This is a genomic window from Methylobacterium sp. C1 (assembly GCF_001854385.1).
GTDB classification, from domain to species: Bacteria; Pseudomonadota; Alphaproteobacteria; order Rhizobiales; family Beijerinckiaceae; genus Methylobacterium; species Methylobacterium radiotolerans.
The window spans coordinates 2,816,533-2,836,826 of the sequence record NZ_CP017640.1; the positions used below are offsets into that span (position 1 = coordinate 2,816,533).

Here is a 20,294-nt window from a genome sequence, read left to right on the forward strand (position 1 = left end):
CGTCGCATCGGGGTGGCAGCGGACGCTGCGAGGCCGGGGTCCGGAGAGTCACCGCCGGGTTCATCCTCAGAGCGCAGCCCAGTGTGGACGGCCGACGGCGTGGCCGACCCGAGACGCCTCCCGGGGCGGGCTCACGCATCGCGCCTACCGTCCCCGCGCGGCGAGTTCGTCCGGCAGGGCGTAGGCCCACTGCGTGATCGTGCCGGCGCCGAGGCAGACCACGTAATCGCCGGGCTTGGCGAGGTCCGCGATGATCCCGGCCAGTTCCTCCGGCCGCTCCAGGGCCCGGGCGTCCCGATGGCCGCGGGAGCGCAGGCCGGCCACGAGGCTGTCGCGGTCGAACCCCTCGATCGGCTGCTCGCCGGCCGCGTAGACCGGCGCGACGATGACCGTGTCGGCATCGTTGAAGCAGGTGCAGAAATCGTCGAAGAGCGACTGCAGCCGGGTGTAGCGGTGCGGCTGCACCACCGCGATGACGCCGTGCTCGGTCGAGGCACGGGCGGCCTTGAGCACCGCCTTGATCTCCACCGGGTGGTGTCCGTAATCGTCGAAGATCGTCGCGCCGTTCCACTCGCCGGTGCGGGTGAAGCGCCGCTTCACGCCGCCGAAGCCCGCGAGTGCCTGGCGGATCGCGTCCGGCTTCACGCCGAGCTCGTGCGCGACGGCGAGCGCCGCGGTGGCGTTGAGCGCGTTGTGCTTGCCGGGCATCGGCAGGACGAGATCCTCCATCTCCATCCGGTAGCCGGGGCGACGGTCGCGGATCATCACCCGGAAGCGGCTCTGGCCGCCGCGCAGGTCCACGTCGATGAGGCGCACATCGGCCTGCGGGTTCTCACCGTAGGTGATGATCCGCCGGTCCTCGATATGGCCGACGAGATCCTGCACCACCGGGTGGTCGATGCACATCACCGCGAAGCCGTAGAACGGGATGTTGTCGATGAAGCGCCGGAACGCGTCCTTGATCGCGTCGAACGAGCCGAAATGGTCGAGGTGCTCGGGGTCGATGTTGGTGACGATCGCGACGTCGGCCGGCAGCTTCAGGAAGGTGCCGTCGGACTCGTCGGCCTCCACCACCATCCACTCGCCCGCGCCCATGCGGGCGTTGGTGCCGTAGGCGTTGATGATGCCGCCGTTGATCACGGTCGGGTCGAGGTTGCCGGCGTCGAGCAGGGTGGCGACGAGCGACGTGGTCGTGGTCTTCCCGTGCGTGCCGGCGATCGCCACGCAGGACTTGAAGCGCATCAGCTCGGCCAGCATCTCGGCCCGTCGCACCACGGGCAGGCGTCGCTCGCGGGCGGCCTGCAACTCGGGGTTGTCGCGCCGGATCGCGGTCGAGACGACGACGAGGGCGGCCTCCTCGACGTTCTTGGCGTCGTGGCCCACGAAGGTGCGCATGCCCTTCTCGGCGAGACGGCGGACATTGGCGTTGTCGGACGCGTCCGAGCCCTGCACCGTGTAGCCGAGGTTGTGCATCACCTCGGCGATGCCGGACATGCCGATGCCGCCGATGCCGATGAAGTGGATGGGGCCGAGCTTGTCGGGCAGCTTCATGGGTCGAACCGTCTGGTGGCGGGACCGCCGGTGCGGAATCCCTTGAGGATCAGGTGCGGGCGGCCGTCTCGACGACGACCTCGGCCAGCCGCTCGGCGGCGTCGTGGATGCCCGCGCTTCTGGCCGCATCGGCCGCCGCGGTCAATTTTGCCGGCGTCGCGAAGCAGGCGGTCAGCTCCGCGGCGAGGCGCTCCGGCGTGAAATCCGGCTGCTTCACGGCCAGCGCCGCGCCGATCGCGTCGAGGGTCGCGGCGTTGGTGGCCTGGTCCTGGTCGAGGGAGCCGGGCAGCGGCACGAGGATCGCCGGGCGGCCGATCGCCGCCAGTTCCGAGACCGTCGAGGCGCCCGAGCGCGAGACCACGAGGTGGCTCGCGGCCATCCGTGCCGGCAGGTCCTTGAAGAACGGCGCCGCCTCGATCCCGGCGAGCCCCATGGCGAGGTAGCGGTTCTGCACCGCCGTCAGGTCCTCGGGGCGGACCTGCTGGACGAGGTGCAGCCGGGCGCGCAGTGCGTCGGGCAGGCGGGCGATCGCCTCGGGCACGACCTCGCCCATGACCCGGGCGCCCTGGCTGCCGCCGAACACCAGGAGCCGCAGGGCGTCGTCCGGTCCGAAAGCGGGATACGGGACCTTCGCCGCCTCAATCACCGCCGGGCGGAGCGGGTTGCCGGTGTGGATCCGCGGAGCTCTCGCCTTGTCGGGCACGCCGCGCACGACCTTGAAGCCGGTGGCGATGGTGCGGGCGCCCCGCGCCAGGAAAGCGTTGGCCCGGCCCATCACGGCGTTCTGCTCGTGCAGGATCGTCGGCACGCGCAGGATCTGGCCGGCGAGCACCGGTGGGACTGTCGGGTAGCCACCGAAACCCACGATGGCGGCCGGGTTGATCCGGCGGATCTCCTTCGCGGCCACGCCGAACCCGCGGCCGAGGGTCAGCACGGCGCCGGCCCGCTTGAGCGGCGAGCGGCCGGACGGCGTCGCCGAGGCGATGGTCACCACCTCGGAGGCCGGGAACTCGGACGCGATGGAATCGACCCGGGCGTCGGTGGCGAGGGCCACCCGGACGCCGCGGGCCCGCAGCGCGTGGGCGAGACTCTCGGCGGGGAAGAGATGGCCGCCGGTGCCGCCGGCACAGAGCAGGATCGTGGGCGTGAAGACCGTCACCGCATCACTCCGGCGACGGTGGCGGGCGCGGTGCCGGGGGGCTTCTGGCTGAGCATCACGGTGCGGGGGCGCTTGCGGGTCAGGGCGACGAGGAAGCCGGTGCCGAGCGCCAGCGAGATCAGCGAGGAGCCGCCGTAGGAGACGAACGGCAGGGTCATGCCCTTGGCGGGCATAAGCTGGGTGTTCACCGCCATGTTGATGCAGGCCTGGAGGCCGAACAGCGTGGTCAGCCCGGTGATCGCCAGCCGCGAGAAGGTGTCGTCCGTGCGCCGCGCGAGCTTGAGGCCGCGCAGCACGATGAAGGCGAAGAGGGCCACGAGGCACAGGCAGACGATCACGCCGAACTCCTCGCCGGTGACCGAGAAGATGAAGTCGGTATGCGCGTCCGGCAGGTGGCGCTTGGCCACGCCCTCGCCCGGCCCGGTTCCGAACCAGCCGCCCGAGCGGAACGACTCGCGCGACCAGAAGTCCTGGAAGCCGCCGCCGGAATCCCGGTCGAGGAACTTGTTGAAGCGCTCGCGGACGTGGTGGAAGAACAGGTAGGCAGCGAACACACCTCCGAGGCCCAGCACGCCCAGGACGGCCACCCAGATCAGGTGGAGGCCGGCCACGAAGAACAGCGCGCACCACACCATGGTAATCAACATGGTCTGGCCGAAATCGGGCTGGAGCAGCAGCGGCACGATGGTGATCGGCAGGAGCAGCAGCGCCAGGATGCCGCCGGGCATGTCGCGGCGCTGGGCGCCCTCCGAGAAGGCCCAGGCGGCGACGACCACGAAGGCCGGCTTCACGAACTCCGAGGGCTGCAGGCCGAAGGAGCCGAACTGGATCCAGCGGTGCGCGCCCTTGATCTCGGGCCCGAACTTGCCGGCGAGCAGGCACAGGACGACGCCCAGGATCCACGTGACGAGCGCGAGCCGCCGGATGCCGCGCAGCGACAGGAACGAGACCGCGCAGATCAGCAGGATGGTCGGCGCGAGGTACATCGCCTGTCGGTTGAGGAAGTAGAAGGTCGGCAGGCCGATCCGCTCGGCGACGGGCGGGCCGCCGCCCATCAGGAAGACGAGGCCCGCGACCATCAGCGCGAACAGCGCCGCGAGCAGGCCGCGGTCCACCGTCCACCACCAGTCCGTCAGGGGGGTGCGTTCCGCGCGTGACATCATGCCGGGCAACGACTCCAGGCCGCGCGGATGCCGATCCGCGCGGGTCGGCCCGGATCCTCGGCAGGAATGGTAAACGGAGCCTTATGGCCGACGCATCCGTGCGCGCCGGCCGCGTCACCGGCAACTGCGGGAATGCTGTATTAGGCCGGCGAGATACTAGTAAAAAGATACTCTATGTTAATCTTCCTACTGCAACTTCCGGATGTATCCCCCCGGCGGGTCCCGGTGCGCCGCGCCCGATCCGCCCAGCGGAAGCCGATGCGCCATGTTTTCTTCCCTGAACGTCCGTGAAGCGAATGCCAAGCTCGCGGCCCTCGACCGGGTTCAGGGCGTGATCGAGTTCGATCTCGCGGGGCGGATCCTGTCGGCGAACCAGAATTTCCTCGACGCGGTCGGGTACACGCTGCCGGAGATCGTCGGCCAGCACCACAGCATGTTCGTGGAGCCGGCCGAGCGGGACGCCCCGGACTACCGGGCCTTCTGGGAGCGCCTGCGCTCCGGCGCGTTCGAATCGGGCCAGTTCCAGCGGGTCGGCCGGGGTGGCCGGCAGATCTGGATCCAGGCCTCCTACAACCCGATGCTCGACGTCCGCGGGCGGCCCTACAAGGTCGTGAAATTCGCCACCGACATCACGCAGCAGCGCACCGAGGAGGCCGAGCGCGCCGGGCAGATCGCCGCGATCGACAAGGTGCAGGCGGTCATCGCCTTCGACCTCGACGGCACGGTGATCGCGGTGAACGACAATTTCCTCGCCGCGATGGGCTACAGCCGCGCCGAGGTGATCGGGCAGCATCACAGCCTGTTCGTGGAGCCCGCCTACCGCGAGAGCGAGGCCTACCGGGCCTTCTGGGCCGCCCTGCGGAACGGCACCTATCAGGCGGCCCAGTTCCGGCGGATCGGCAAGGACGGGCGCGAGGTCTGGATCCAGGCCTCCTACAACCCGATCCTCGACGCCGCCGGCCGGCCCTACAAGGTCGTGAAATTCGCCACCGACATCAGCGATCAGGTCCGGCTGTTCGCCAACCTGCGGACGCTCATCGACCGGAACTTCGGCGAGATCGAGCAGGCGGTGACGCACTCGACCAAGGCGGCCGCTCTGGCCTCCTCGGCGGCGGACTCGACCTCCGGCAACGTCCAGACCGTGGCGGCGGCGGCCGAGGAGCTGGCGGCCTCGGTGGCCGAGATGTCCCAGAGCATCGTGCGCTCCCAGAGCGCCACCGACACCGCCTATGCCTGCGTCCAGGACGCGGACGGCCACACCAAGCGGCTCGCCGAGACCGCCACCGCCATGACCGGCATCGTCGGCCTGATCCAGGACATCGCCGGCCAGATCAACCTGCTGGCGCTGAACGCCACGATCGAGGCCGCCCGCGCGGGCGCGGCGGGCCGCGGCTTCGCGGTCGTCGCCTCGGAGGTGAAGGCTCTGGCCGACCAGGCGGCGCGCGCCACCGGCCAGATCAACGGCGAGATCGCCAGCGTGCAGCGCGTCTCGCAGGAGGTCGTGCAGGCTCTCAGCTCGATCGGGTCCTCGGTCGCGGTGATGCGCGAGACGGTGGTGGCGACCGCCGCCGCCATCGAGGAGCAGAGCGCCGTGACCCGGGACCTCGCCGAGAGCATGCAGAGCGCCGCGGGCGCCGTCACGGCGATCACCGGGAATATCGGGTCGATCGTCCAGTCGGTGGCCAACGTCTCGCAGGCGGTCGACACCACCCGCGACGCCGCCAAGGTTCTGGCGCGCTGAGGCCGGCGCTGCCTCAGGGCAGCGCCTGCACCAGCTCGCGGAAGCGGTTGCCGCGGATCTCGAAGTTCCGGAACTGATCGTAGGACGCGCAGGCCGGCGACAGCAGCACCACCGGCTCCGGCGCGCCCGAGGCGGCGGCGTTCTCGGCGGCCTTCGGGACAGCGTTCTCGAGGGTCTCGCAGCGGGTATAGGGCACGGCGCCCTCCAGGGTCGCCGCGAAGGCGTCCGAGGCCGCGCCGATCAGGTAGGCGTGGGCGACCCGCTCGAAATACGGCACCAGCGGGAAGATGCCGCCCTCCTTGGCCTTGCCGCCGAGGATCCAGTGGATGTCGCGGAAGGCGGTGAGGGCCTTCTCGGTTGAGTCCGCGTTCGTCGCCTTGGAGTCGTTGACGAACAGCACGTGGCCGCGCCGCCCGACCTCCTCCATGCGGTGCGGCAGGCCCGGGAACGAGGTCAGACCGGCCTGGATCTGCTCCGGCGACAGGCCGAGGGCCCGCGCGACGGCCACCGCTACCGCCGCGTTCTGCCAGTTGTGAGCTCCCCGGAGCGATCCGATCCCGTTGACGTCGGCGAGCGCCGTGCCGTCCGGCTCCCGGACGATCCCGTCGCGCACCGTGAGCGCGTCGGTGCACAGCACGTCGCCGTGGGGCACGTGGACGCGCACGAGGTCGGCGCCGCGCCGATCGGCGATGGCGCGGCTCGGGGCGTCGTCGACGCCGACCACCGCGAGGCCCGCGCCCTGGATCAGGCGCTCCTTGATGGCCGCGTACTGCTCCATCGTGCCGTGCCGGTCGAGATGGTCCGGCGTGATGTTCATCAGCACGCCGACGCTCGGGTCGAGGCTCGGCGTCAGGTCGATCTGGAACGACGACATCTCGATCACGTGGACGCGGTCGGCGGCCGGCGGCTCCAGCGACAGGATCGCCGTGCCGATATTGCCACCCATCTGCACGTCGCGGCCCCCCTGCGCGAGCACGTGGGCGATCAGCGCCGTGGTGGTCGACTTGCCGTTCGTGCCGGTGATCGCCACGAACGGCGCCCCCGGCGCCTGCGCCCGCCGCTCCCGGCAGAACAGCTCGATGTCGCCGATGATCGCGACGCGGGCGTCCCGGGCGAGCCGGACGCTCCAGTGCGGCTCGGGATGGGTCAGCGGCACGCCCGGGCTCAGCACGAAGGCGGCGACGCCGGACCAGTCGGCCTCCCGGAGGTCCCGCGTCTCGATGCCGGCCTCCCGCGCGCGGGCGAGGCTGTCGGCATTGTCGTCCCAGGCCTGCACGGCCGCGCCACCCGCCTTCAGCGCCAGCGCCGTGGCGAGCCCCGAGCCGCCGAGTCCGAACAGGGCGACGGTCTTGTCCTGGAAGACGGTGACGGGGGTCATGCGGAACTCTGGATGCGGCGGCCGAACCCGGCCGATCCGAACCGGACCGTCATCCCGAGGTGACCGCGTCGGCGGACCCCGAAGGCGGGCTCCAGGGATCGCGCGGCCGACCCGGAGCCTCCTTCGAGGCCCGCGCTCCGCGGCCGCACCTCAGGGTGAGGGCGAGGGTCGGATCGACCTCTCAGGTCGCCCCTCTAGCACAGATTCTCAGCGCAGCTTCAGCGTCGCCAGACCGGCCATCGCCAGGATCACCGCGATGATCCAGAAGCGGATCACGACCTGCGGCTCCTTCCAGCCCTTCTGCTCGAAATGGTGGTGGATCGGCGCCATGCGGAAGACGCGCTTGCCCGTCAGCTTGAACGACGCGACCTGGATGATCACCGACATCATCTCCAGCACGAACAGGCCGCCGACGATCGCCAGGACGATCTCGTGCTTCGTCGCCACCGCGATGGAGCCCAGCAGGCCGCCCAGCGCCAGCGAGCCGGTGTCGCCCATGAAGATCTGGGCCGGCGGCGCGTTGAACCAGAGGAAGCCGAGCCCGGCGCCGATGACCGCGCCGCAGACCACAGCGAGCTCGCCCGTGTCGCGGACGTAGTTCACCTGCAGATAGCTGGCGGTGAACGAGTTGCCGACGAGGTAGGCGATGAAGCCGAACGTACCGCAGGCGATCATCACCGGCACGATCGCGAGGCCGTCGAGGCCGTCGGTCATATTCACGGAATTGCCCGCCCCGACGATCACGAAGGCGCCGAACAGCGGGTAGAACCAGCCCAGATTGAGGAGCGCGTCCTTGAACACCGGGAAGGCGAGCTGGTTCTGGAGCGCGGCGGGCGAGTAGACCGCGATGGTCACGCAGGCCGCCATGGCGATCACCGCCTCGAGGGCGAGGCGGAACTTGCCCGAGAAGCCCTTGTGCGACTGCTTCGTGACCTTGAGGTAATCGTCGTAGAAGCCGATCGCGCCGAAGCCGAGGGTGACGGTCAGCGTCACCCAGACATAGTGGTTGCGCGGGTTGGCCCAGAGCAGGATCGCCACCACGGCACCGGCCAGGATCATCAGGCCGCCCATGGTCGGCGTGCCGCGCTTGGTCAGCAGATGGGTCTGCGGCCCGTCCTCGCGGATCGGCTGGCCCTTGCCCTGGCGGATCCGCAGCAGCGAGATGATCCAGGGTCCGAACCAGAACACGAACAGGCCCGCCGTGAACAGCGCGCCGCCGGTGCGGAAGGTGATGTAGCGGAACACGTTGAGCGGCGTGAAGCTGCTGCTCAGGTCCGAGAGAAGGTACAGCATCCGGGCGCTCGGCCCCCTTGTTCAGGCTCAGGTTTCGGGGGACGGCGCCGAACGCGCAGGCGTGCCGGTCACGGGGCGGCCTGGGTCCGCTGGGCCGGATCGACCGCGTAGCGGGCTTTCAGCGCCTCGACAATCCGGCCCATGCGGCTGCCGTTCGATCCCTTCACCATGACGGCGTCGCCGGACCGCAGGGTCCGGGCGAGCGGCTCGAGCAGGTCGGCCGCGGTGTCGGCCACCGCGCCGCGGCGGCTCACCGGAAGGGCCTCGAACAGGTGGCGCATGAGCGGACCGGCCGTGAAGACCAGGTCGACCCGGGCCGCCTCGATCGCCTCCGCCAGGCCGCGATGCAGGTCGGGCGCGGCGGCGCCGAGCTCCAGCATGTCGCCCAGCACCGCGATCCGGCGGCCGCGGGGCCCGGTCTCGATCCCCGCCAGGGTCGCCAGCGCCGCGCGGACCGCGACGGGATTGGCGTTGTAGCTCTCGTCCACGAGGTAGGCGGTGCCGCCGCCGATCTCGAGGGCGGTGCGCTCGCCGCGCCCCGCCGGCGGTGTCAGCCCGCCGAGCGACAGGGCCGCGCGGGCGAGGTCGGCCCCGAGGCTGTGGACCACCGCCATGACGCCCAGCGAGTTCAGCGCCGCGTGCCGGCCGGCCGTGCCGAGCTTGTAGGTGACGGGCTGGCCCATCACCGCCGCGTCGATCACCGACAGGTCGGGCCGGAGCACGATCTTCAGGGCGCGGACATCGGCATCCGGGTGCTCGCCGAAGGTCACCACCCGGCCCGCCCGGGAGGCTTGGGCGTGGGCGGCCAGCCGGTCGAAATGCGGGGCGTCGCGGTTCAGGATCGCCACCCCGGCGGGCCGGAGGCCGGAGAAGATCTCGCCCTTGGCGTCCGCGATCGCGGCGAGCGAGGCGAAGTGCTCGATATGGGCGGGCGCGATCGTGGTGATCAGCGCGATGTCCGGCCGGACCTGGGCGGTCAGCGGCACGATCTCGGCGCCGTGGTTCATGCCGATCTCGAACACGCCGTAGCGCGCGGAGCGCGGCATCCGCGTCAGGGTCAGGGGCACGCCCCAGTGGTTGTTGTAGGAGGCCGCCGAGGCGTGAGTCTCGCCCTGCTCGGACAGGACGTGGCGCAACGCTTCCTTGGTCCCGGTCTTGCCGACCGAGCCGGTGACCGCCACGACCTGCGCGGACGTCCGGGCCCGGGCGGCGGCGCCGAGCCGCACCATGGCGGTCAGGACCGGGTCGGCGCCCCCCTCGGGCACCGCCAGGACGGGGCCGTGGGCGGCGAGCGCCTCGGCGCGCGCGGCGCTAACCACCGCGGCACCGGCCCCGCGCCCCAGGGCGTCGGGGACGAAGTCGTGGCCGTCGCGGGCATCGCCGCGGATCGCGAAGAACAGGTCGCCGGGCTGGAGCGTGCGGGTGTCGATCGAGGCGCCCGAGATGGCGCGCTCGGCGCCGGTCAGGCAGCCGCCCGTCGCGGATTCCAGCTCCTCCCGCGTCCAGAGTGCGGTCATCGTCGGTCCCCCGTCGTCCTCAGGCCGCCGCGGCGATCGCGGCGCGCAGGACCGCGTGGTCCGAGAACGGCAGCGTGCGATCTCCCACGATCTGGCCGGTTTCATGACCCTTGCCGGCCACGACCAGCACGTCGCCCGGTCCGAGCCGGCTGACGGCGCTGTGAATCGCCTCCGACCGGTCGCCGATCTCCTCCGCGCCCGGCGCCGCGTCCAGGATGGCCCGGCGGATGGCGGCCGCGTCCTCTGTGCGCGGGTTGTCGTCCGTGACGATCACGACGTCGGCGAGCCGCTGCGCGATGGCGCCCATCAGGGGCCGCTTGCCCCGGTCGCGGTCGCCGCCGCAGCCGAACACCGCGACCAGCCGGCCGGTCGCGAAGGGCCGCAGGGCGGTCAGGACGCTCTCCAGGGCCTCGGGCTTGTGCGCGTAGTCGACGAGACAGAGTCCGCCCCGCGCCTCGCCGATCCGCTCCATGCGGCCGGGGACGCCCGTGAGGTGGTCGAGGGCCGCGAAGACCCCGTCGGGATCGGCCGCCCCCGCCGGGGTGGCCAGCGCGAGGCCGGCCGCCACCAGGGCGTTCTCGACCTGGAACTCGCCGACGAGCGGCAGGCGCAGGTCCCGAGCCCGGCCCGCGAACAGGACGCGGGCGGCCTGCGCGAACCCCTCCGTGCGGACCGCCTCGACGCGCAGGTCCCGGCCGCCGCGCCCGACCGTGCGGACCGGCCGGCCGGCGGCCCCGGCCGCGGCGATCACCCGCTCGGCATAGGCGCCGTCGGCGTTGACGATGGCGGGGCGTCCCGGCGGCAGCAGGTCGGTGAACAGGCGCAGCTTGGCCGCGAGGTACTCCTCGATGCTCGCGTGATAGTCGAGATGATCGCGGCCGAGATTGGTGAAGCCGGCCGCGTCCAGCCGCACGCCGTCGAGCCGGCGCTGCTCGATCCCGTGGGAGGACGCCTCCATGGCGAGGTCGGTGACGCCTTCCGCGGCGAGCCGCGCCAGCGTCCTGTGCAGCGTCACCGGGTCCGGGGTGGTGAGGGAGCCGTACTGCGCGCCGCGACCGGTGACGATGCCGACGGTGCCGAGGCTCGCGGCGTCGCGGCCGAGGCGCGCCAGGATCTGGCGGACGAAGTCCGCCACCGAGCTCTTCCCGGCGGTGCCGGTCACCGCCACGACGGTCTCGGGCTGCGGACCCGCGAGACGGGCCGCGGCCAGGGCGAGCGCCCGGCGCGCGTCGACGACGGGGATCCAGGCGACCGCGTCCGGCAGGTCGGCGGGACGGGTCCCCTCCCCGGCCACCGCGGCGGCGCCGCGCTGGGCGGCCTGCGCGGCGAAGCGGCGACCGTCGGCCTTCGTCCCCGGCACGGCGACGAACACCGTGCCGGTCGCGACCTGCCGGCTGTCGGCCGTGAGGTCCGAGACGGTCAGGTCCGCGGCGGGGCCGGCGGCCTCGGGGAAGAGGTCGGCGAGCCGCGCGCTCATCGATCCACCCTCATCGATCCACTCTCATCGATCCAATCTCACGGGCCGCCGAGCTGGTTGACGTGGTAGGCGTTGAGCTTGACCATCTGCGGGAACGGCCTCACCGGCGGCTCGAATTGCGGCGGCAGGCCGAGGATCGGCGCCACGCGCTCGATCACCTTGCCGGTGACCACGCCGGAATTCCAGGCCGCCGTGGCGTAGCCGCCCGATTCCGGCAGGCCCTGCGGCTCGTCCATGATCGTGACGAACAGGTACTTCGGATCGTTCATCGGCGCGGCCGCCATGAAGGTCGTGAACAGGCGGTTGTGGATGTAGCGGCCGCCGATGACCTTCTCGGCGGTGCCGGTCTTGCCGCCGACGAAGTAGTACGGGATCGCCGCCTTCTTGGCCGACCCCTCGGAGGCGTTGAGCCGCATGATGTAGCGCATCGCCTCGGAGGTCTGGCCGGAGAGCACGTGCGCGGCGCGGGCCTTCGCCGCCTCGGGCGTCGTCTTGAGGAAGGTCGGCGTCATCAGGTCGCCGCCGTTGGCGATGGCCGCCACCGCGGCCGCCGCCTGGATCGGCGCCACCGCGATGCCGTGGCCGAACGCGATGGTGATGGTGTTGATCTCGGTCCAGCGCGACGGGACGATCGGCGCCGCGCTCTCGGGCAGCTCGGTGCGCAGCCGGTCGAGCAGGCCCATCTTCTTCAGGAAGGCCTTGTGGCCGGGCACGCCCACGCCGAGCGCCATCTTGGCGGAGCCGATGTTGGAGGAGTGCGTGAAGACCTCCGGCATGGTGATGACGCGGTTGGTGCCGTGGTACTCGTGGATCTTCTGCCGGCCCCAGTTCAGCACGCCGCCCCGGGTGTCGAAGGTCGAGTTGACGTTGTACTTGCCCGAATCGAGCGCCATGGCGAGGGTCATCGCCTTGAAGGTCGAGCCCATCTCGTAGACGCCGACATTCATCCGGTTGATCCGGTCGGGCGAGAGCGCGTCCTTCGGATCGTTCGGGTCGAAATCCGGCATGGAGACGAGGGCGATGACTTCGCCGGTCTTCACGTCGAGGATCATCGAGGCGCCGGCCTTGGCCTTGAAGTGGTCGATGCCCCAGGCCAGCTCGTCGCGCACGGCGAACTGCGCCCGCAGGTCGATCGACAGCTGCACCGGCTTCAGGTCGGCCTGCTTGTTGATCAGCCCGAAGCTGTTGAGGGCCTGCAGGCCGGTGGAGTCGATGTATTTCTCCATGCCGGCGATGCCGACGCCGTCGAGGTTCGTCGCGCCCAGGATGTGGGCGGCGGCGACGCCGTTCGGGTAGACCCGCTTGTGGTCGGGCAGGAAGCCGATGCCCGGGATGCCGAGCCGGTGAACCTCGGCCTGCTGCTTCGGCGTGAGCTCGCGCTTCACCCAGACGAAGCCCGCGCCCTTCTTGTCCTTGCGTTGCGTCAGCTTCGCGCGCAGCTCGGACGCGTTGAGTTCCGGCAGGACGGCGGTGAGCAGCTCGACCGCCTCGTCCTTGTCGTAGATGTTGCCCGGCTCGGCGAAGACCGAGACCGTACGGATGTCGGTGGCCAGGATCTCGCCGTTGCGGTCGATGATGTCGGGCCGGAAGGCGGTCGAGGACGCCGCCGCGACCCGGTGCTCCTGGCTGGGCGGCTCCCCGAAGATCGCCATCATCAGGAGTTTGGCCGAGATCGTCCCGAACACGCCGACGAAGACCAACCCGACCATCGCGACGCGCATGTGCGAGCGCTCGATCGCCAGCCGGAACATGCTGCGCAGGAGCGCCTTGGCGCGCTCGGCGCGCGGCTCGGGCACGCGCGCCTCCTCTTCCAGGGGGCGTGGCGCGCCGGCGGCATGCGCCAGCGCGGCGGCTTCGAGCAGCGCCGCCTCGTGGTCCGACACGGCGGGCTTGACCGCCGGGTCTAGGGTCTGGTCGGCGTCATCGGACACGGGGATTTACCTCGAAGCCGTCGTCGGGGTGCGGGTCGTGGTGACGGTGCGGGTGATCGAACCGGTCGTGCGCGGCTCGATCGCACCCTTGTCCTTGGGCGTCGCCGTGGCGGCGAGCAGGCGGCCGATCTCGTCCCCGCGCTCCGGCCGTGCGGGCAGGTCCGAGAGGCGCGCCAAGTGGCTGGTGCCGATCGGCTCCAGGGCGAGGTGCTTGTCGACGGCCGCCTGGAGGCGATCCGGCCGCGTCAGGAGCTGCCACTCGGCGCGCAGCACGGCGATCGCCTGCCGCTCCTTGTGCAGGGCCGTCTGCAGCTTCGAGACCTGGCCGCCCTGGTAGAGCGTGTCGTACTTGATCGAGTAGGCGTAGATCGCCGAGGCGACGAGGCCGGCCACCGCCAGCAGGTTCAGGAGGCGGATCATCGGCGATGGCCTCGGGCCGCGTCGGGCAGGCTCGCCAGCGCGGTCAGCGCGGCCAGCGGTTCGGGAACGTCGGATTCGGTGCGCTCCGCGGCCCGGAGCTTGGCCGAGCGGGCGCGCGGGTTCCGGGCAGTCTCGGCCTCGCCCGGCAGGACCGGACCCTTGGTGACGGGGCGGAAGCTGCGGACGGTCTCGACGGGGCCGCCGGGCAGATGGCGCGAGCCCTGCGCTGAGCGACCGCTGCGCGCCGCGAAGAACTGCTTGACGATCCGGTCCTCGAGCGAGTGGAACGTCACGACGGCGAGCCGGCCGCCGGGCCTGAGCACGCGCTCGGCCGCGTGAAGGGCACGGACCAGCTCGCCGAGCTCGTCGTTGACGGCGATCCGCAGGCCCTGGAAGGTCCGCGTCGCCGGGTGAATGTGGCTGCCGGGCTCGGTCCGCACCACGCCGGCGACGAGCTCGGCCAGCTGCGCGGTGGTCTCGATCCGCCCCCGGCGGCGCGCCTCGAGGATCGTCCGCGCGACCGCCCGCGAGCGCCGCTCCTCGCCGAAATGGTAGATGATGTCGGCCAGAACGGTCTCGTCGGCCTCGTTCACGAGGTCGGCGGCGCTCGGCCCGTCGCAGGCCATGCGCATGTCGAGGGGGCCGTCGCTGCGGAACGAGAAGCCCCGCTCCGGCGCGTCGAGCTGCATCGACGAGACACCGATATCGAGGACGACCCGGTCGACCTGCGCGATACCGGCCTCCGCGAGGAGGCCGTCGAGGTCGCCGAAGCGGCCGGGCAGGAGGCGCAGGCGCCCGCCGGACTCGGCGACGAGCGCCTGCCCGCCCGCGATCGCCGTGGGGTCGCGATCGATCGCGACGACCTGCAGGGCCGGATCGGCCGCGAGCAGCGCGCGGGTGTAGCCGCCGGCACCGAACGTGCCGTCGACCGCGGTCCCGCCCTCGGTGCCGAGTGCCTCGACGACCTCCGCGAGGAGGACGGGCACGTGCGGCTCGGGCGGCGCATCGGCGCCGTCGTGACGGGGCGAACTCTCGGGAACGGGGCGGCGCCGGCTCATGATCGCCTCGACGGCGCGGCGCGGCGCGGCGGGCGAGGACGGGCGGATTGTCGGCGCGTCCCGGAAATCCGGGCGCGGATGCGGCTCGTGCGTCTCATGGTGCCCTGTGCCGGGCCGCGCGAGCGCGGCGCGCGTGACGGGAACGGCACCGGATGCTGAGCGCGCAACACGCCGCGCACGGACGGGACCTGCGCGATGGCAGGGTGCGCCCGGCGATCCGATACACGCCGTTGACGGGAGGATGCCGGGTATCATGGGCCTCGGAGGATCGTCAACGCACAAGCTTGGCGCTGCCGCGCGGACCGATCTGAACCCGGCAAGGTTAACCGAAGGTTTTTGCCGCACCGGAATTTTCGGCGCGCGCCCGGCGGCCGCGGACGGGCGCCGGATCGATAAGGCGTTGAAGAAGCAGGTCTTATCGGGCGGTGGATCAGCCGGCCTGTAAGCCGGGTTCTGTAGGGCCGGAGCGCTCGCGCGCGCCGACGTGGCAGCCATTCCTCTGGGACGATCGTTGCCGACCGCCTCGAGCAACCAACCCGGGCGACTGGCCTGGAGAGCCGGCCTGCCCTTCTCGCGAAGGGCGCGCCGCCCCTATTCGGTCTTGCTCCCGGTGGGGTTTGCCGTGCCGTCCGCGTTGCCGCGTCCGCGGTGCGCTCTTACCGCACCCTTTCACCCTGACCCCGGACGGATCCGGGGCGGTCTGCTCTCTGTGGCACTGTCCCTGGGGTCGCCCCCGCCGGAGGTTATCCGGCACCGTCTCTCCATGGAGCCCGGACTTTCCTCCCCGAACGCTCGCGCGTCCGGAGCGGCTGCCCGGCCGGCTGATCCGCGGGCAGATGCGCCCGCGGGGCCGTCCGGGTCAAGGGTGCGGGCCCGCTACCAGGTGCCGGTGTTCTCCATCGACTTCCACGGCTCCTGCGGCTCCTTGGCGCCGCCCTTCTGGAGGATCTCGATGGAAATGCCGTCCGGCGACTTCACGAAGGCCATGTAGCCGTCGCGCGGTGGCCGGTTGATGGTGACGCCCTTCTCCTGCAGCCTGGCGCAGAAGCCGTAGATGTCGTCGACCTGATAGGCGAGATGGCCGAAATTGCGCCCGCCCGAGTAGGTCTCCGGATCCCAGTTGTACGTGAGCTCGATCAGCGGCGACTTGGTCGCCGCGGCCCGCTCGACATCACCGGGCGCGGCGAGGAACACGAGGGTGAAGCGGCCCTTCTCGTTCTCGACCCGGCGCACCTCCTTCAGGCCGAACGTGTCGACGTAGAAGGCGAGCGCCCGGTCGAGGTCGGCGACGCGGACCATGGTGTGCAGAAATTCCATCGGGACCTGTCCTGTGATCTTCGAAAACGGACCGCTGGCCCGTCCCCGGCTGACTCGTCCCGCTAGCTAGCGGCCACTCCCGCGGTGAGAAGGCCGCCCGGTGCAGACTCGGGACAAAACGGCCCGGGCGTTCGCGCGGATCGGGATCTGTCGAGCCCACGTTGCCGCTTCGGCGGCAGGCCCCGGAGGCAGCCGCCGGACGGCCGTCTGTTTCTGATCGGCCCGGCCGCACTCTCCGGATCCGTCGGTGGAGAGATCCTTAAGCCGAACGATGGTGCGCGTCTTACTCAGCAAGATGTAGCCCCGCCGCAACGGATTCGATCTATTCGGTGGGATGATGAGAGCGGTTTCGAACGTCGGAGCCCGCGATGATAACCCAGAATTCTCGGCGCGGCAGGCATGATGCACAGATGATCGGTCTCGATGCGGCGCGATTTATCGCCGCAATGCTGGTCATGACGTTTCATCTTGGCGCCTACGCTTGGCAGGCGCCGCTCTCGACGGCCGGGCGCGCCTTCGACTCCGCCGCGGCCTACCCCGGCCTGTTCGCCTGGACGTGGTTCGGATGGATCGGGGTCGAGCTGTTCTTCGTCATCTCGGGCTTCGTGATCGCCTACTCGGCCGAGCATGCGACCGCGCGCGCCTTCCTGCGCAGCCGCCTCCTGCGCCTCGTGCCCGCGGTCTGGATCTGCGCCACGCTCACCGCCCTCGTCTCGCTCGCCATCGGCCGCATGGGATCCGTCCCGCACGTGCTGCGGGCCTATCTCGACTGCGTGCTGTTCGTTCCGGTCGAGCCGTGGCTGGACGGGGTCTACTGGACCCTCGGCGTGGAGATCGCGTTCTACGCGCTCGTCTTCGCGCTGCTGCGGCTCGGGCGATTCCGGAGCGTCGGCCCGGTCTGCGCGGCGGTCGGCGGAGCCAGCACTCTCTTCTGGGTCGCGACCCTGGCTGTGCCGAGTCTCGGCACCGTCGCGGCGAGCCGCGTGGCCGAGCTGACGCTCCTGCGCCACGGCTGCTTCTTCGCGCTCGGCGTCTTCCTGTGGCTGTCGCTGGTCAAGGGCCCGACGGCTGGACGCCTCTGCGTGATCGCCGCCTGCGCGGTCGGGACACTCATCGAGATCGGCGACGCGGCCGAGTCGTTCCTGTTCCAGATGAGCCGGAGCGAGTCTCCGCTCCTCCCGCGCCTCGTCTTCGCGGCCTGCGTCCTGATGATCGTCGCCAGCGTGCGCGGCAACGCGTGGCTCCGCGCGCGGCTCGGCGAGCGGGGCTGCGCGCTGGCCCGGCGGCTCGGGCTGATGACCTACCCGCTCTACCTCCTGCACAACGTCGACGGTGCCGCCCTGATCCATCGCCTCGTCGGCGCCGGGGTTCCGCCCCACGCGGCGCTCGTGGTCGCCTGCTGCGCCATGCTTCTCACGAGCTTCGCCGTCATGCGCTGGGCCGAGCCGTTCGTCCGGGGCTGCCTGTCCGCCGCGCTCGACAGGATCGGCCTCGATCGCCCTCTCCTCGCGGAGGGCCGCCACGCCCCGGGGCTCTGAGCCGACCGAAGACCGCCCCACCCGCGCCGCTTCGACGGCTCCGATCGTTGCGCCGCGCACTCCGAGGGACCAGAACGGGCTCGTCCCGCACCCGGAGTGAGCCGAATGCGCACCGAGACGCCGCCGCTGATCCGCCTCGAGGAATACCGGCCCAGCGACTACCTGATCGATCGCGTCGACCTCGACATCCGTCTCGATCCGCACGCGACCCGCATCGACGCGACGCTGACGCTGCGGCCGAACCCGGCCGGTGTGCCGGCGGCGCCGCTCACTCTCGACGGCGACGATCTCCGCCTGGTCTCGGCCGAACTCGACGGCGCGCCGCTGCCGCCCGACGCCTACGCGGCGACGCCGTCCGGCCTCATCCTCCGCGATCCGCCGCGGCGGCCCTTCGCGCTGCGTCTCGTCACGGAGGTGGACCCGACCGCCAACACGAAGCTGATGGGCCTCTACCGGTCGAACGGCGTCTACTGCACCCAGTGCGAGGCCGACGGTTTCCGGCGGATCACATACTTCCTCGATCGGCCGGACGTGTTGTCGGTCTACACCACGCGCATCGAGGCCGACCGGGCCGACGCGCCGGTCCTGCTCGGCAACGGCAATCCCGTCGAGACCGGCGAGGCCGGGCCGGACCGCCACTTCGCGATCTGGCACGATCCCCACCCGAAGCCCGCCTACCTGTTCGCCCTCGTGGGCGGCCGGCTCGGGAAGGTCGAGACGCGCTTCACCACGATGGAGGGCCGCCCCGTCACCTGCGCGGTCTACGTCGAGCCCGGCAAGGAAGATCGGGCGGGCTACGCCCTCGACGCCGTCATCCGCTCCATGGCCTGGGACGAGACCGCCTTCGGCCGCGCCTACGACCTCGACGTGTTCAACGTCGTCGCGGTGTCCGACTTCAACATGGGCGCCATGGAGAACAAGGGTCTCAACATCTTCAACGACAAATACGTCCTGGCGAGTCCCGAGACCGCGACAGACGGCGACTACGCCGCCATCGAGGCGATCATCGCCCACGAGTACTTCCACAACTGGTCCGGCAACCGCGTCACGTGCCGGGACTGGTTCCAGCTCTGCCTGAAGGAAGGGCTCACGGTCTTCCGCGACCAGGAATTCTCCTCCGACATGCGCTCCCGGCCGGTGCACCGCATCGCCGAGGTGCGCTCCCTGCGGGCGCGCCAGTTCCCCGAGGATGCCGGGCCGCTGCGGCACCCGGTGCGGCCGCGGGCCTATGCCGAGATCAACAACTTCTACACGGCGACCGTCTACGACAAGGGTGCCGAGATCGTCCGGATGCTGCGGACGCTGATCGGTCCCGAGGCCTTCCGGGCCGGCATGGACCGGTACTACGCCGACAATGACGGGCGCGCCGCCACCGTGGAGGACTTCCTCGCCGCCTTCGCGGCGGTGACCGGGCGCGGTCTCGACGCCTTCGCCCGCTGGTACGAGCGTCCCGGCACGCCCCGCCTCGCCGTCACGACCGCGTACGATCCGGCCGCCGCGCGCTACACGCTCCGGTTCGCCCAGAGCCTGCCCGGCGGGAGCGCGGAGCCCGACGGGCCGCCCCTGGTGATCCCCGTGGCCCTCGGTCTCGTCGGGGCGTCCGGGCCGCTGGACGGCGCGACCTGCCCGGACGTCCGGGACGGCGTCTACGTTCTCGACCGCCCGGAGGCCGAGATCGTGTTCGACGCGGTCGCCGAGGAGCCGGTCCCCTCGCTCCTGCGCGACTTCTCGGCGCCGGTGCGGCTCGACCTCACCCTGACCGACGCGGAGCGGATGCGGCTCCTCGCGCAGGACAGCGATCCGTTCAACCGCTGGCAGGCCGCGCAGGACGTGGCATTGCGGCTGATCCTCGAGCCCGACGCCGACCGGATCGAGGCTTTCGCCGCGGCCCTCGGCCGGTTCCTCGACGCCGAGGCCCTGGCCGACCCGGCCTTCGCCGCCCTGGTCCTGGCGCTGCCGAGCGAGGGCGAGGCCGCCGACGCGGTCCCGGCCGACGTCGATCCCGACGCGATCCACCGCGCGCGGTTCGACCTGCGGGCGCGTCTCGGCCAGGCCCTGCGGCCGCGACTCGAATCGATCGACGCGGCGCTCGCGCCGGAGGCCGGCGCGCCCTACAGCCCCGACGCCGCCTCGGCGGGACGCCGGTCGCTCCGCAACGCGGCCCTCGACCTGATCGCCGCCGGCGATCCCCGGGCGGGCGCCGCCCGCGCCGCCGAGCGCCTGGCCGAGGCCACCAACATGACCGACCGGCTCGCCGCCCTCGGCACGCTGGCGCTGATCCCGGGGGAGACCCGCGAGGCCGCCTTCGCGGCGTTCGCGGCCCGCTACGCCGACGAGCCCCTCGTCCTCGACAAGTGGTTCGCCATCCAGGCCCAGATCCCGGAGCCCGGCACCCTCGACCGGATCGCGCGGCTGCAGGAACACCCGGCCTTCACCATGACCAACCCGAACCGCGTGCGGGCGCTGATCGGGAGCTTCGCGTTCGGCAATCCGACCCAGTTCGCCCGGCGCGACGGGGCGGGGTTCGCCCGCGTGACCGACACGGTCGCGGCGCTCGATTCGACCAACCCACAGGTTGCCGCGAGGCTCCTCACGGCCTTCGGATCCTGGCGCCGGCTGGAAAAATCACGCGGCGCCAGAGCGGTCGAAATGCTGAATGGGATCAAGGCGATCCCGGGGCTTTCCCGGGACACGGCCGACATCCTCGCGCGCACCCTCGGAGACGGCTAAGCGTCTGAACCTGCGGTAGAA

Annotated in this window: 14 protein-coding genes and 1 other RNA gene; 3 read left to right on the plus strand and 12 right to left on the minus strand. The window is 71.4% G+C overall.

From position 1 onward, the window contains the following. Window positions 1-144: 144 nt before the first annotated feature. From murC to BKE41_RS13065, 3 genes are read right to left on the minus strand one after another with little or no spacing between them, the layout of a single operon-like run. Complete coding sequence (murC, locus tag BKE41_RS13055) at window positions 145-1,551, minus strand: UDP-N-acetylmuramate--L-alanine ligase (RefSeq protein WP_024830018.1); 1,407 nt, start codon at window positions 1,549-1,551, stop codon at window positions 145-147. Between the two features lie 49 nt (window positions 1,552-1,600). Continuing rightward, the gene (gene murG, locus BKE41_RS13060) at window positions 1,601-2,710 is read right to left on the minus strand and encodes an undecaprenyldiphospho-muramoylpentapeptide beta-N-acetylglucosaminyltransferase (RefSeq protein ID WP_070999524.1); all 1,110 of its coding nucleotides are present in this window, start codon (window positions 2,708-2,710) and stop codon (window positions 1,601-1,603) included. Further along, on the minus strand, window positions 2,707-3,873 hold the full coding sequence (locus tag BKE41_RS13065) for a putative peptidoglycan glycosyltransferase FtsW (protein ID WP_012319325.1): 1,167 nt from the start codon (window positions 3,871-3,873) through the stop codon (window positions 2,707-2,709). Before BKE41_RS13065 ends, murG begins: the two co-directional genes overlap by 4 nt. Window positions 3,874-4,138: 265 nt before the next feature. On the opposite strand from BKE41_RS13065, the gene BKE41_RS13070 reads away from it, so the two are divergent. Then, window positions 4,139-5,614, plus strand: coding sequence for a PAS domain-containing methyl-accepting chemotaxis protein (locus BKE41_RS13070; RefSeq protein ID WP_012319326.1), 1,476 nt, complete (start codon window positions 4,139-4,141; stop codon window positions 5,612-5,614). 13 nt (window positions 5,615-5,627) lie between these two features. Here the strand turns inward: BKE41_RS13070 and murD are convergent, their stop codons facing one another. The 9 genes from murD to BKE41_RS13115 all read right to left on the minus strand — a co-directional run bounded on the left by murD (window position 5,628) and on the right by BKE41_RS13115 (window position 16,005). Then, entirely contained in the window at window positions 5,628-6,992 is a 1,365-nt protein-coding gene (gene murD / locus BKE41_RS13075) for a UDP-N-acetylmuramoyl-L-alanine--D-glutamate ligase (RefSeq protein WP_070999529.1), read from the minus strand. Between the two features lie 207 nt (window positions 6,993-7,199). Then, complete coding sequence (gene mraY, locus BKE41_RS13080; protein ID WP_012319328.1) at window positions 7,200-8,285, minus strand: phospho-N-acetylmuramoyl-pentapeptide-transferase; 1,086 nt, start codon at window positions 8,283-8,285, stop codon at window positions 7,200-7,202. 68 nt (window positions 8,286-8,353) lie between these two features. Further along, the gene (locus BKE41_RS13085) at window positions 8,354-9,802 is read right to left on the minus strand and encodes a UDP-N-acetylmuramoylalanyl-D-glutamyl-2,6-diaminopimelate--D-alanyl-D-alanine ligase (RefSeq protein ID WP_070999533.1); all 1,449 of its coding nucleotides are present in this window, start codon (window positions 9,800-9,802) and stop codon (window positions 8,354-8,356) included. A gap of 19 nt (window positions 9,803-9,821) precedes the next feature. Then, complete coding sequence (locus tag BKE41_RS13090) at window positions 9,822-11,279, minus strand: UDP-N-acetylmuramoyl-L-alanyl-D-glutamate--2,6-diaminopimelate ligase (protein ID WP_070999535.1); 1,458 nt, start codon at window positions 11,277-11,279, stop codon at window positions 9,822-9,824. 38 nt (window positions 11,280-11,317) lie between these two features. Then, window positions 11,318-13,210, minus strand: coding sequence for a penicillin-binding protein 2 (locus BKE41_RS13095; RefSeq protein ID WP_070999536.1), 1,893 nt, complete (start codon window positions 13,208-13,210; stop codon window positions 11,318-11,320). A 6-nt stretch (window positions 13,211-13,216) separates the two neighbouring features. Beyond that, complete coding sequence (locus tag BKE41_RS13100; RefSeq protein ID WP_012319332.1) at window positions 13,217-13,630, minus strand: hypothetical protein; 414 nt, start codon at window positions 13,628-13,630, stop codon at window positions 13,217-13,219. Next, a complete protein-coding gene (gene rsmH / locus BKE41_RS13105; protein WP_244633109.1) occupies window positions 13,627-14,688 on the minus strand; it encodes a 16S rRNA (cytosine(1402)-N(4))-methyltransferase RsmH in 1,062 nt (353 codons plus the stop codon). Before rsmH ends, BKE41_RS13100 begins: the two co-directional genes overlap by 4 nt. Window positions 14,689-15,114: 426 nt before the next feature. Continuing rightward, window positions 15,115-15,513, minus strand: an RNA gene (rnpB, locus tag BKE41_RS13110) — RNase P RNA component class A. Window positions 15,514-15,564: 51 nt separating this feature from the next. Beyond that, on the minus strand, window positions 15,565-16,005 hold the full coding sequence (locus BKE41_RS13115) for a VOC family protein (protein WP_012319334.1): 441 nt from the start codon (window positions 16,003-16,005) through the stop codon (window positions 15,565-15,567). Window positions 16,006-16,460: 455 nt separating this feature from the next. On the opposite strand from BKE41_RS13115, the gene BKE41_RS13120 reads away from it, so the two are divergent. Together BKE41_RS13120 and pepN are read left to right on the plus strand one after the other, a co-directional pair. Next, window positions 16,461-17,543: an acyltransferase gene (locus tag BKE41_RS13120; protein ID WP_244633111.1), complete on the plus strand. Its 1,083-nt coding sequence runs from the start codon at window positions 16,461-16,463 to the stop codon at window positions 17,541-17,543. Between the two features lie 105 nt (window positions 17,544-17,648). Then, window positions 17,649-20,273 (plus strand): aminopeptidase N, encoded by a 2,625-nt coding sequence (gene pepN, locus BKE41_RS13125; RefSeq protein ID WP_070999538.1) that lies wholly within the window; start codon window positions 17,649-17,651, stop codon window positions 20,271-20,273. Window positions 20,274-20,294: the final 21 nt, after the last annotated feature.